This window comes from Pseudomonas sp. B21-056 (assembly GCF_026016325.1).
Lineage (GTDB): Bacteria > Pseudomonadota > Gammaproteobacteria > Pseudomonadales > Pseudomonadaceae > Aquipseudomonas.
In genome coordinates this window covers 3,127,786-3,140,209 of the sequence record NZ_CP087203.1, presented here as the reverse complement: position 1 = coordinate 3,140,209, position 12,424 = coordinate 3,127,786, and the positions used below count along the sequence as shown (strand labels likewise).

The following is a 12,424-nucleotide window of genomic DNA, read 5'->3' as shown; positions in this document are numbered from 1 at the left end:
GGAGTTTGACGACATTCCGGCGAATTTTTCACATCACGGCCCGCATGATTGGCCGTTCCTCCTGAAGGAGCACGCGTGACCTTTTCTGATTCAGGCTGGTAAGGACCTTTTGCATGCAAAACGCGCAACTGCCCATGGGGAATAAGCCGGGGTCGACCGGCGTCTCGATGACGAGTACCAATAACGTGGTTGCCAAAGCGACGGAGCGAGGCAACAACGAGCACATCAGGCGCCTGCTCAATAGCTTCGGGCTCAGGACCAGCCTGGTTCGCCTCAAGGTCATCGACGTATTGCTCACGGCTACCGTGGAGAACCGCTGCCTGGGTGTGCGGGGGGTGCACAGTCAATTGCTGGGGCTGGACATTCCATTGTCCTTTCTCAGCGTCCGCGAAGTCTTGAAGCGCTTGTGCAGCGAAGGCGTGGTGACGCTCAATCCCGACAAAAGCTACACCCTGCACCACCAGGCCATGGCCGTGCTCCAGGCCAGGGAGTGATGCTCAGGGCTTGACCTTGCGCCGCATCACACCGTTGACCACCACCACGATCACCGCCACGGCAATGGCGATGTACTGAAACAGCTGCTCGCTGATCATGCCTTTGTTCTGCATCCACGACAGTCCCAGCATGATCGCCAGGACAACGAGGACAATCAGAATCGAGTATTTCAAACGTTGCGAATGAGTCATTGCCGGTTCCTGAATGTATCCGTTTTGTATCCGTTCGCTTGCCAGGTGCCTACCCGATTCCAGGGACAAGAGGGAGCAAACGGGGTCCCATGGTACAGCCGAAGAAGCGCTGTCGCGCAACCACGGTGTTCAATCATGAGGATTTTATTTATGTTTCGTCGCATGTCACTGCTGCTTCCGCTGTTATCGATCCTGACGCTGAGCGGCTGTCTCTTTTTCCCACCGGGCCACAGTCATGGAGACGGACCGGGGCATCGGGGTGGTCCTGGCTTCGACCAGCACCGCTAGGAACTTTCCCTCATGGCGGTGTTGAAGCGTCTGTAGTGAGCAAATCCATGCTCTGACTTCTCCCACTTATATATCTGTAAATTACTTACTTTCACCGGGAATAAATGTCCGCGATTGCGGGCATTTTTCTTACGAGCATGAGGCATATTTCTACCCGTTAGCGACTGAAACGCCCTTCTTTCAAGCTTTATCGCCCCCCACGTATTCTCGAATAAGAGGCGCTCACCTCTTTACTCAAAAATAAACGTTGGGAATGCAAACTTGCTGACAACTTTCTCGCCTAAACGATTGACAGGTTTTTGCCTGGCTATCGCGCTCTTCGAATTATTAACTTACATGGCCAGCGACCTGATCATGCCCGCCATGCTCGCAGTCACCGAAGAACTCGGTGCCGCTGCGGATCAGATTCCCTACGCGTTCAACCTCTACCTGCTGGGTGGTGTCCTGCTGCCGTGGTTGATCGGGCCGTTGTCGGATCGCCATGGACGTCGCCCGTTCATGCTCACAGGTTGCGCCGGGTTCGTGCTGGCGTGTGCCGCGATCACCCAGGTCAGCCACATGCAGGGGTTCAACGGCCTTCGCCTGGTTCAGGGCATGGGCCTGGGCTTTGTGATTGCGGTCAGCTACCCCGCCATACAGGACATGTTCAACGAGGCCGATGCCGTAAAAATCATGGCGCTGTTGGGCAACCTGGCCCTTCTGTCTCCGTTGCTGGGGCCGTTGCTGGGTGGGTTGCTGCTGCAATGGCTGTCCTGGCGCGAGCTGTTCCTGCTGCTGGCCGGCCTCGGGGCGGTGAGCTGGCTGGCGCTCTGGGGGTTCATGCCGCGCCAGCCGAGGCCGGCACCTGCCGGCAGCCAGGAGCCGTCCCCCGTTCCTTTCGAACTGCGCGCACTGATCAAACGCTATCGCGCATTGCTCAGCCACACCGGATTCATGACGGCCAGCGTTGCGCTGGGGCTGATGAGCCTGCCACTGATCGCCTGGATCGGCCTGTCGCCCCTGCTGCTGATTCAAGGACAAGGCCTTTCTCCAATGGTGTATGGGCTGTGGCAAATCCCGGTGTTCGCCGCCGTGATCCTCGGCAATCTCCTGCTCAATGCCCTGGTGGAACGGGTGGGCGTGCGCGGTGTACTCCGCTGCAGCGTCTGGCCCTTGTGCGCCGGCCTGGTCGCATTGGTCATTGCCAGCCAGTTGCCCCTTTCCCTGCCGGTGCTGGTCATTGGCCTTTCGGTCTACGCCCTCGGCCTCGGCATGGGCAATGCGGTGCTGTATCGACTGGCGCTGTTTGCCAGCGACGACAGTAAAGGATTGGTCTCGGCCATGATCGGGATGATCTCCATCGCCGTGATGAGCGGTGCCGGTTCGGTGCTGGCGCTGCTGGGGGCCGGCAGCAGCCTGGAATCCTTCGCCCTGATGGCCGGTATCGCCGGGCTCAGCTGTCCTGTGGCGTTGCGCCTGTTCATGTCGCGACCGGTCGCTCACGTTTGAATGTTGCCGCCCTGAGGAAAGTTATCCGATGATTCATTTCCCACACGCCGATGCGCTGTGCGCATTGCCGCAACCCTATAGCCCCGATTCGGTACCCTGCGGGCTGTTCGATCGAGCCATGGCCGAGATCAGCCTGTTCCATAGCCACCACACCCCCGGCTACGAAGACTGGCTCAACGCCAACGGGCTCGCCGCCGCGGACCTGGAGCATCTGACGGACTGGTCGCGCCTGCCGCCCATCTACGCCAACTACTTCAAGCAGCGCTTGCTGGTCAGTCCTACTGGCGAGGAAGCCCTGGAGCTGACTTCTTCGGGTACCGGCGGCCAGAAAAGTCGCATGCGCTATGACGCACGCAGCATGGCGGCGGCCCAGGGGATGGTGGCGCGTATCTTCGATCACTACGGTTGGTCCACGCCGGACTCGCCGTGCAACTACCTGTTGCTCAGCCATGAACCCGAACCGGACAATCGCCTCGGTACGGCCTATACCGATCAGTTCCTGTGTCGCTTCGCCCCGGCCAACAGCGTTGTCTATGCCTTGCGACGCACCGGCAGCGGTCATGAGTTCGACGTTTTCGGTGTCATCCGCGCCCTGCAGGCATTCGCCGAGCAAGGCCTGCCGGTGAGGATTTTCGGCTTTCCGGCGCTGCTTTGGCACGTACTCGAGCGCATGCGCGAGACCGCCGTCCCGGACCTGACACTCGCGCCTGCGTCCCTGGTATTTCTTGGCGGCGGCTGGAAAAAACAGGCCGCCCAGGAGATGCCTCGCCATCAGGTCTACGAGCGCATCACCCGGCAACTGGGCATCGAAGCCCATCGGTGCCGCGACGGCTATGGAGCTGTCGAGCACGCCGTGCCCTACATCGAATGTGCCCGTCATCGGTTTCATGTACCGGTCTATTCGAAAGTCTTCATCCGTCACCCCTCGAACTTCAATGTGCAGCCGTTCGGCGAGGCCGGATTGCTGTCGTTCGTCTCGCCTTATATCTCCTCCAGCCCCGCCCATGCCGTGGTGATGAGCGATCTCGCGACCCTGCACCCCGCCGACTGCGAATGCGGTGCGAGCACCCAGTGGTTCGAGCTGCATGGCCGTGCCGGCACCAGCGCCAGCCGAAGCTGCGCCATGGCGGCCGCTGAACTGATCAAGGAGCACTGATATGTACCTCATCAACGGCCAACTGCTGGGGAGCCTGACACTCGACCAGGCCCTCGAACGCCTGCAAGCGCAACTGCCCGCCCTCCTGGCTGCGTCCCCGTCGAGTGACAACGTGCTCGACTGCGCCGAGGCGTTCGCTCAAACACTGCGCGCGGCGGGACGGGACTCGTTCCTCGACGAGGACCAGCGCCAGGCGCTGATCGCGTTCTGCGGGCGCGAGCAACTGAGCGTGAAACTCGCACGGGAACTGGGACCAGACCCTCGCTCGCTGCGGCGCATCGACTACAGCGATGGCCCCTTTGAAAGCTGGCAGCCCTTGGGCCTGGTGGTGCACGTCACGCCGGGCAACGCGCCGCTGCTGGCGTTCTGCGCGGCCCTGGAAAGCCTGCTGGCGGGCAACATCAACTGGATACGCCCGAGCACACGGGATGGGGATCTGACGGCGCGCCTGCTGGCGGCTTTCCTGGCGTGCGACGACAGTGGCCGGCTCTGTGATTACCTGGCGGTATTGCCGGTGCCCCACCACGACAGCCGGCGTCTTTTCGCCCTGGCACAGGGGGTCAGCGCCTGGGGCGGCGAGACGGCGCTCAAGGCCCTTCGCGAGCAGATCCCCAGCGGGTGTCGCTGGATCGACTGGGGGCATCGCGTCAGCTTCGCCTATGCCACGCCTCACGCCGCCACCCCCCAGGCACTGGACAGCCTGGTGGATGAAATCTGTCGCCTCGACCAGCAAGCCTGCTCCAGCCCGCAATGGCTGCTGGTAGACACTGACGAGCCCGGCGTGATGCAGCAAGTGGGCGACGCCCTGGCCGCCGCATTCGAACGGCGGGCCGGACAATGGCCGGCGCTGGCGCTGACCACGGCCGAAGCCTGCGAGGTCACCACCCGAACGGCGCTTGCCCGATTGGACCACAGCTTCGCGGAGCATGCAGGCCGAGTCTGGGCCGGTGATGGCTGGCGCATTCTCTGGGAACATCATCGCGAGCTGTCGCCGTCGCCGCTGTTCCGCACCCTGCTGCTGCGGCCAGTCCCCCAAGCGGCCATGACCGAGACCCTGCTGCCCTGGCGGAACGTGTTGCAGAGCTGCGCACTCATCTGTGAACCGGAGCAGGCGCCAACGCTGACACGCCGCCTGATAGCCGCCGGCGTATCCCGTCTCTCGGCAACCCGCGAGATTCAACAGGGTTATGACGGCGAGCCCCACGATGGCGTCTACGCGCTGCAACGCTTGAGCCGCCGGGTGTCGGTCGGCCTTGAAGCCCACGTCGCGAACCATCGTGTCACGCTGGACGCTTCTCCAGCGCCGATACCGATGGACCCTTCGACGCCGATCATGGACAAGGCAGGTTTCATGGCGCTGCCCATCGACGCCCAGGCGCAGCTGTTCTTCCGTTCCGGCGGTAGCAGCGGCGCACCCGTGCTGTCGTGCTACAGCTATCGCGATTTCGATCGCCACATGCGTGCCGCCGCCGACGGACTGCGCGCGGCCGGCCTGGACCCTGCGCGGGACCGGGTGATGAACCTGTTCTACGGCGGCAACCTCTACGGCGGCTTTTTCAGCTTCTCGAAAATACTCGAGCAGATGAGCGTCGTGCACTACCCCATGGGGGCACCGACGGACCAGGCATTCGACGAAGTCGCCGAGATGATCGTCGCCCACGGCATCAACACGTTGATCGGCATGCCGAGCACCCTGCAACGTCTGTTCTCGAGCCAGAAGCGAGCCCTTCAAGGCTACGGCGGGGTGCGCAAGGTGCTGTTGGGCGGCGAGCACCTGGGACACGCCAGCCGGCAATTGTTCCTGGACTGCGGCGTCACCAGCATTCGCTCGGCCCTGTACGGCAGCGTGGACGCAGGCCCCCTCGGCCATGCCTGCGCCGCCAGCGACGATGGCGTGTTCCATCTGATGGACGACATCCAGCACCTGGAAATCATCGACCTGGATCAGGATGTTCCGATCAGCCCGGGGGAGACCGGACGCTTGCTGTTCACCACCCGGCAGCGCCAGGTGCATCCTCTCCAGCGCTACGACGTCGGCGATTGCGGACGCTGGTTGCCAGGCCCCTGTCCTTGTGGCCTGGAGTCACCCAGGTTCGAGCTGCGCCAGCGTCACGGTCGCGTGCTGCGTGTTGCCACGGAGTCCATCAATACCCGGGAGCTTGTCGAGCTGGCCCGGGTCGCCATTCAAATTGTCCTCGATCACGACAGCAGCGGTTGTGAGCGCTTGCTGATCCGCGCCGACGGCGCCGCGGAAACGGTACGGCGCAGGGTCCTGGCCCTGAAACCGCTGTGCGCGTCGGTCGATGCCGCCCTGCTGGTACTGGAAGTCCGGCACTGCCCGGCCGAACGCTTCGAACATAACAGACACAGCGGCAAAGTCCCGCTGGTGATTGACTCCAGAAGACCCGGCTGATCGCCCTTCGCCCGCCACTTATCCAGCGAACTTCATAGCCCGAGAGCCCCCTGATGAGTACTGCGTTCCCATTTGAACAATGGCTGGCCCATATCCGCCTGCATTCAGCGTATTACCAGAACCACTGGAAGCATCTACCCGCGCAAGGCTGCGTTTTTGAGGACCTGCCGATTGTCGACACCCGCGATTACTGGCGCGGCAGCCATGACCTGGACAGCTGGGATGTACTGACCGCTCCAGTCACCGATGCCCTGATCTATAAAACCGGTGGCACGACCAGTCAGGGAAAACTGTCGGTGTACACCCGCTCGGAATGGCAACAGATGCTCGATTGCTTCGCCCGCCATCTGTCCGCCCAGCTTGAAGCGGGTGATCGAATTGCCAACCTGTTCTTTTCGGGGGACCTGTATGCGAGCTTCCTGTTCATTCATGGCGCCCTCTGCCAGGTTGATCTCCCGATTGCCGAGTTCCCCTTCACCGGATCGGTAGAACCCGAGGTGCTGGCCGACGCGGTGACCGCACACCGTATCAATGTGCTGGCGGGCGTCCCGGCCCATCTACTGGCGATTGCCAGTCATCTGAATCAGCAGGGTCGGACGCTGCCCGGGATCACCACCGTGCTGTTCGGCGGGGAGCACCTGTTCGAGCGCCAACTGCCGATGTTGCGACAAGCCTTTCCCCAGGCACGCTTCACCTCCATCGGTTATGCCAGCGTGGACGCCGGACTGGTGGGGGCCAGCGCCCCTGATTGCAGGCTCGGCGAGCACCGCGTATTCGACGAACAGACGCGGGTAGATATCATCGATGAAGTCAGCGGCGAGCTCATCGAGGCATGCGACCGCCCCGGCAATCTGGTGGTGACCAACTTCACCCGGACCCTGATGCCGATTGTGCGTTACCCCGTGGGTGACCGGGCCTGTTGGCGCGAGCCTGCCGGCACCCCTCGTCGCAAGTTCGAGCTGGCGGGACGTAGTGCACAGAGCCAGCGGGTGCGGGTCGGCGTGGCTTCGCTGCTCCCGCAACAGATCAGCGAGATCATCCAAGGCATCGGCGGCGAACTTCAATGGCAACTGATCATCGAGCCCGCCGGAAACACTGATCGTATGGTGCTCAAATGGGCCCCCGACAACCCCGCGAACACCTGCGAATCACTGTCCCAGGCGCTGAAATCCGCTTTGATCCAGCACCATCCGGGCATCGATCAACTCGACCTGCAAGTGCATGCCTGCCAGGCGCAGGACCTGGAGCGTCACCCACGCTCCGGCAAACACCTGCCGGTCATCGACCGTAGGGTCTATGGCCCGATGGCAGCGAGGCCGGCCGGATGAGCGCCGTGGTCATCAGGGCGTTCAGGCCCACGGATGCCCTCGGAACCAGTGAACTGTTCCGTCGGGTATACGGCGATCACTACGTTTCGCCGGACGTCTACGTGCCACATATGATTTGCCAGCACCACCAGCATCGACAGTGGTTTTCCATGGTTGCCGTGCTGGAGGACCGGGTGGTTGGCCACGCTGCGTTGTGCCGACCTGCCGCGAACCGGGATGATGCAGAACTGGCACTCGTGGCAGTGGACCCTGCACTGCAGGGCAGTCAGATTGCTACCCGCCTGGGTCGGCAGTTACTGGAGCGCTGTGAGGACCTCGGCCTCGTGAGGCTATCCATCAAACAAGTCACCAGCCACCGCTACAGCCAGCGATTGGCGCAGCGGCTCGGTTTCCATGACACCGGATTGATGCCCGACCATGTGCCCTCGCCGTTCGCCACGGCCCAAGCCGAGACCATTGTGGTCGGCTGTCAGTTGATCGGCGATCATCACCGTCCGCTGCCGCAGGTGCAATGGCCTGCCGCGTGCCAATGGTTGATGGCCCCCTTGGTTGCGCATTTTGGAACCACGTTCGACGACGCCCCCACTCCGACACAGCCGTTGCAGATCAGCTCGTTACCCGGGCGTATCGACGTCGTCGCCGGGCAGATGAGCCGGCACCTGGCCCGGCAACTGCAACGCTTGCCGGCCCAATGGTCGATCTCGGTACGACTCGGACTGCGCCGGCAGTTCCCCGATGATTATCGACGGTTGATGGCCGCCGGGTTCATCTTCACCGGCATGCTGCCCCTCGAAGGCGAGCTGAACTGGCAGGCGCTGTTCCACCGTGGTGCCCAGGCTCGCCAGCTCGACCTGCATGCCGGGCCGATGCAGCGGCTGCACGATGAGCTGCAGGCCCATACGCGCAATTGGAGAGGCACGCGGGTCAGCTCGGCGGCATGACGGGCAACGTTGTAGACGAACGGTACCCCTCGCCAGGCGTGCGCCATTCAAGCGTTATGGCCAGGGGCCGATACAGACACGTCTACCGCCCCGAAAGACGCTTTCGAGCAAGGAACACCCCAATGTCCTCATTCCGCACCATTCAGGCCCGCTACACGCTGTTCCTGGTCCTATTCATCCTCGTGTTGTCCATCCTCACTGTGGTGGGCATCAGCTACCTGGTCGCGCCCAAGCTGCGCCAGACCGAGGAGCAAGTAGCGCTCAATCGCATCGGCGAAGTCGCGGAGCAGATCCAGGGCGAGCTGAACAAAGTGCAAGCCCAGCAACGCAGCATCACCCAGACCATCCCGTTGCTCGACAGCGATGCCATCGACAAGGTACTCCCGGGCCTGGTGGATCAATACGGCGAACCGAAAGTCTTCGGTGGCGGGATCTGGCCGCTGCCCAACCAGCGAGCCGAAGGACGCAGCAAGTTCAGCACCTTCTGGCATCGCGACGGCTCCGGCAAACTGGTGGTCAACACCTTCTGGAACAGCGACGCCGCGCCGAACTATTACGACCAACCCTGGCACAAGGGCGGCATGGCCACCCCACCCGGCAAATGCGCCTGGGCCGCCGCGTATAAAGATGACGCCAGCGCCGAACCGCGCACCAACTGCGCCATGGCCATCCAGAAGAACGGCGTGCCGTATGGCGTCTCCACCATCGACGTGACCCTGGGGTTCTTCAATGACCTGGTGGCGCGCAAGGAAGCCGACCTGAATGCTGAAATGCTGATTGTCGAAGGCGACGGCAAAATCATCAGCAACAGCTCGCGCATCAGCGGTCCGATCGTGCTCAAGAACATCAGCGAACTGGCAGCCGCTTCGCCGTTTGCCGCTCAGGTCAAGGCTGGCCTGGCTAAACGCGATCAATCGCTGCAGCGCGTCGAGTTCGACAACAAGGGCGAAGCCAGCACGTTTTTCATGCGTCCTATCGAAGGCACGCCCTGGTTCCTTGCCACCGCCTTGCCAACCCGCCTGATCACCGCCCAGCGCGATGACGTACTGAACACCCTCAGCCTGCTGCAGATCCCGATGGTCATCCTGCTGGTGCTGATGCAGTTGTACGCGATCCGTCAGTTGACCGGCCGCATGAAGATGCTCAAGGGCAACATCGATGCGCTGTCCACCGGCGATGCCGACCTGACCCGGCGCATCACCATCCGTGCCGAGGACGAACTGGGAGCGATTGGTCATTCGGTCAACCGCTTCATCGTTTACCTGCAAGACATGATCGGCGAAGTGACCCAGGCAACCGGTGCCATGGCTTCGAGCCTGGACAACCTGCAGCGGACGTCGGCCCACACCAGCGAAATCCTGATGCGCCACGCCTCGGAAACCGACCAGACCGTGACCGCCATCACCGAAATGAGCTCCACGGCCGAAAGCGTGGCCCTGAACGCCGCCGAGACAGCGGCGTTCACCCAGCGCGCCAACGAACATGCCGATCGTTCTCGCGTGGTGGTGGGCGAGGCCTCCAACAGCGTGGTGGCACTGATCGATGAAGTCGCCAGCGCCACCCGCAAGGTCGAAAGCATGCAGCAGGATGCGCAACGCATCACCGAGATTCTCGGTGTGATCGGTGCCATCGCCGGGCAGACCAACCTGCTGGCGCTCAACGCCGCCATCGAAGCCGCCCGGGCCGGTGAACAAGGTCGCGGCTTCGCCGTGGTGGCCGACGAGGTGCGTGCCCTCGCCGCCCGCACCCAGGCCAGTACCTCGGAAATCAACGAAATGCTGACCCGCCTGACTCAAGGCGTGAGTTCGTCGGTTGCGGCGATGGAGAACACCCAGGCCAGTTGCCAGTCGGCTGCCGACGCGACCTCCCGGGTCAACTCCGGCCTGGATGAAATGGCCGGCTCCGTCGGCCAGATCAACAGCCTGAGCACCCAGATCGCCACCGCCGCCGAACAACAGAGCGCCGTGACCGAAGAAATCAACCGCAGCATGGTGCAGATCCGCCATATGGTGGAGGAACTGGTGGAAGGCGGATTGGCCAGCGAAAACAACACCCGGCAACTGCTGGAAGCCAACAGCCAGGTGAATGCAATCATGGGCCGATTCAAGCTTCGCTGAGAACGGTTGCCACCCTGCAAGCACTGCTCCCCCTGTGGGAGCGGGCTCGCTCGCGATAGCGGTGGGTCAACTTGCATCGATGTCGAATGTAAAACCGCTATCGCGAGCAGGCTCGCTCCCACAGGGTTTCATGGTGTCAGCTGGGTTGGCGTCTGGCACAGATCCCATGTGGGAGCGAGCCTGCTCGCGATGGCGGCAGCACATCCACCATCGCGGCAAGCTGACCCACCGCTATCGCGAGCAAGCTCGCTCCCACAAGGCTGTTCATCCCGAGTGACAGCCACCCCACCTGACAACTCTGTCATCTCCCCCTCAGCAGCCCGTCAGCTCGCAACCGCTACTCTGGTATCCTCCCGCCAACCCGCTCCACACGAGACCGCTTCCCATGGCCAATCCCCTGCATCTGCTCGCCCTGAGCGCCCTGTTCATCACCACCCTGGCCCAGGCTGCCACACCTGCCACCATCGATGTGCACCGCGACGCCAACTGCGGCTGCTGCAAGAAATGGATCGCTCATCTGCAAGAGAACGGCTTCAAGGTCAATGACCATGTCGAAACCGACATGGCTTCAGTCAAGCAGCGCGTGGGCGTGGCGCCAAACCTGCGTTCCTGCCACACCGCCGAGATCAACGGCAAATTCGTGGAGGGCCACGTTCCTGCCGATCAGGTGCGGGCATTGAGCCAGCGCGACGACTTGCTCGGCGTGGCCGCGCCGGGCATGCCCATGGGCTCGCCCGGCATGGAAATGGACGGCATGAGCGACGCCTACCAGGTGATCGGCCTGCAAAAGGACGGGACACAAACCGTGGTGGCGGATTACCCGGCCCACTGATGGGGATCGCTGCGCTGCGTCATGGCGCATTTTCTCCAGGGCGGGTTGAACATTCCGGCCCATCGATTGCCTGTGGTTAATGTCGCCATAACCGGACCGCCCCAGGATCGGCCGGCTGCCACAAGGAGATTGACCATGCCGCGTCCCGCCTTTCTCTGGTTACCCAGCCTGTTCCTGAGCGCCGCCCTGCCGCTGCTCGCCCATGCCGAAAACACCCCGCAAGGGCCAGCCTACGGGCCGGAACTCCAGGGTTTCGAATACCCCTATACCCTCAAGCACTTTGCCTTCCAGTCACAGGGCAAATCCTTGCAGATGGGTTACATGGACGTGCCAGCCCAGGGCAAGGCCAATGGCCGCAGCATCGTCTTGATGCACGGCAAGAACTTTTGCGCCGCCACCTGGGGCGACTCGATCAAGACCCTCAGCGAGGCCGGTTACCGGGTGATTGCGGCGGACCAGATCGGTTTCTGCACGTCCAGCAAACCCGACCACTACCAGTACAGCTTCCAACAACTGGCGAGCAATACCCAGGCCCTGCTCAAAGCCCTCGGCATACAGAAAGCCATCATCCTGGGCCACTCCACCGGCGGCATGCTTGCCACCCGTTATGCCTTGCAGTTTCCCGATCAGGTGGAGCGCCTGGCGATGGTCAATCCCATCGGCCTGGAGGACTGGAAAGCCCTCGGCGTGCCCTACCGCACCGTGGATCAATGGTATGCACGGGAGCTGAAACTCAGCGCCGACGGTATCCGCAATTACGAACGCACGACTTACTATGGCGGCCGCTGGAAACCGGAGTTCGAGCGCTGGGTGGACATGCTCGCCGGCTTGAACAAGGGGCCCGGACAGACCCAGGTCGCGTGGAACTCGGCGCTGATCTACGACATGATCTTCACCCAGCCGGTCTACTACGAGTTCAAGGACCTGAAGATGCCGACCCTGTTGCTGATCGGCACCGCCGATACCACGGCCATCGGCAGCGACATCGCCCCGCCGGCGGTGAAAGCCAAGCTCGGTCGCTACGAGGTGCTGGGCAAACAGGTCGCCCAACTCATCCCGCGGTCGACCCTGGTGGAGTTCCCTCATCTGGGGCACGCTCCGCAGATGGAAGAACCGGACCGGTTCCATGAAGCATTGCTGAGCTGGCTGAACAAACCCATTCCCTGACGAGGTGC

The 12,424-nt window shown here is 62.5% G+C and carries 10 protein-coding genes; 9 read left to right on the top strand and 1 reads right to left on the bottom strand.

The genetic code is table 11. The features are described 5' to 3' along the window. Positions 1-113 precede the first annotated feature (113 nt). A complete protein-coding gene (locus tag LOY67_RS13290) occupies positions 114-494 on the top strand; it encodes a fe2+ zn2+ uptake regulation protein (protein ID WP_413776190.1) in 381 nt (126 codons plus the stop codon). A 3-nt stretch (positions 495-497) separates the two neighbouring features. Here the strand turns inward: LOY67_RS13290 and LOY67_RS13285 are convergent, their stop codons facing one another. Further along, positions 498-686 carry a hypothetical protein gene (locus LOY67_RS13285; protein WP_144921726.1) on the bottom strand — a complete coding sequence of 63 codons (189 nt, stop codon included), beginning with the start codon at positions 684-686 and terminating at the stop codon, positions 498-500. A 549-nt stretch (positions 687-1,235) separates the two neighbouring features. Between LOY67_RS13285 and LOY67_RS13280 the strand changes: the two genes are divergently transcribed. From LOY67_RS13280 to LOY67_RS13245, 8 genes are all read left to right on the top strand, one after another. Beyond that, a complete protein-coding gene (locus LOY67_RS13280; RefSeq protein ID WP_265067605.1) occupies positions 1,236-2,462 on the top strand; it encodes an MFS transporter in 1,227 nt (408 codons plus the stop codon). Positions 2,463-2,490: 28 nt separating this feature from the next. After that, a complete protein-coding gene (locus tag LOY67_RS13275) occupies positions 2,491-3,618 on the top strand; it encodes an acyl-protein synthase (RefSeq protein ID WP_265067604.1) in 1,128 nt (375 codons plus the stop codon). Position 3,619: 1 nt separating this feature from the next. Then, positions 3,620-6,031: an acyl-CoA reductase gene (locus tag LOY67_RS13270; protein WP_265067603.1), complete on the top strand. Its 2,412-nt coding sequence runs from the start codon at positions 3,620-3,622 to the stop codon at positions 6,029-6,031. A gap of 53 nt (positions 6,032-6,084) precedes the next feature. Further along, a complete protein-coding gene (locus tag LOY67_RS13265) occupies positions 6,085-7,359 on the top strand; it encodes a phenylacetate--CoA ligase family protein (RefSeq protein WP_265067602.1) in 1,275 nt (424 codons plus the stop codon). Next, positions 7,356-8,300, top strand: a complete 945-nt coding sequence (locus LOY67_RS13260; protein ID WP_265067601.1) for a GNAT family N-acetyltransferase — start codon at positions 7,356-7,358, stop codon at positions 8,298-8,300. Before LOY67_RS13265 ends, LOY67_RS13260 begins: the two co-directional genes overlap by 4 nt. Before the next feature lie 122 nt (positions 8,301-8,422). Beyond that, positions 8,423-10,417: a methyl-accepting chemotaxis protein gene (locus LOY67_RS13255; protein ID WP_265067600.1), complete on the top strand. Its 1,995-nt coding sequence runs from the start codon at positions 8,423-8,425 to the stop codon at positions 10,415-10,417. 385 nt (positions 10,418-10,802) lie between these two features. Then, positions 10,803-11,249, top strand: coding sequence for a DUF411 domain-containing protein (locus LOY67_RS13250; RefSeq protein WP_265067599.1), 447 nt, complete (start codon positions 10,803-10,805; stop codon positions 11,247-11,249). A 135-nt stretch (positions 11,250-11,384) separates the two neighbouring features. Beyond that, positions 11,385-12,416 (top strand): alpha/beta fold hydrolase, encoded by a 1,032-nt coding sequence (locus LOY67_RS13245; protein ID WP_265067598.1) that lies wholly within the window; start codon positions 11,385-11,387, stop codon positions 12,414-12,416. Positions 12,417-12,424: the final 8 nt, after the last annotated feature.

What these genes read in the sequence shown, in the direction of transcription:
- LOY67_RS13250 (WP_265067599.1), top strand. Translation starts at nt 10,803, where the DNA reads ATGGCCAATCCCCTGCATCTGCTCGCCCTGAGCGCCCTGTTCATCACC.
- LOY67_RS13275 (WP_265067604.1), top strand. Translation starts at nt 2,491, where the DNA reads ATGATTCATTTCCCACACGCCGATGCGCTGTGCGCATTGCCGCAACCC.
- LOY67_RS13270 (WP_265067603.1), top strand. Translation starts at nt 3,620, where the DNA reads ATGTACCTCATCAACGGCCAACTGCTGGGGAGCCTGACACTCGACCAG.
- LOY67_RS13260 (WP_265067601.1), top strand. Translation starts at nt 7,356, where the DNA reads ATGAGCGCCGTGGTCATCAGGGCGTTCAGGCCCACGGATGCCCTCGGA.
- LOY67_RS13245 (WP_265067598.1), top strand. Translation starts at nt 11,385, where the DNA reads ATGCCGCGTCCCGCCTTTCTCTGGTTACCCAGCCTGTTCCTGAGCGCC.
- LOY67_RS13290 (WP_413776190.1), top strand. Translation starts at nt 114, where the DNA reads ATGCAAAACGCGCAACTGCCCATGGGGAATAAGCCGGGGTCGACCGGC.
- LOY67_RS13255 (WP_265067600.1), top strand. Translation starts at nt 8,423, where the DNA reads ATGTCCTCATTCCGCACCATTCAGGCCCGCTACACGCTGTTCCTGGTC.
- LOY67_RS13265 (WP_265067602.1), top strand. Translation starts at nt 6,085, where the DNA reads ATGAGTACTGCGTTCCCATTTGAACAATGGCTGGCCCATATCCGCCTG.
- LOY67_RS13285 (WP_144921726.1), bottom strand. Translation starts at nt 686, where the DNA reads ATGACTCATTCGCAACGTTTGAAATACTCGATTCTGATTGTCCTCGTT.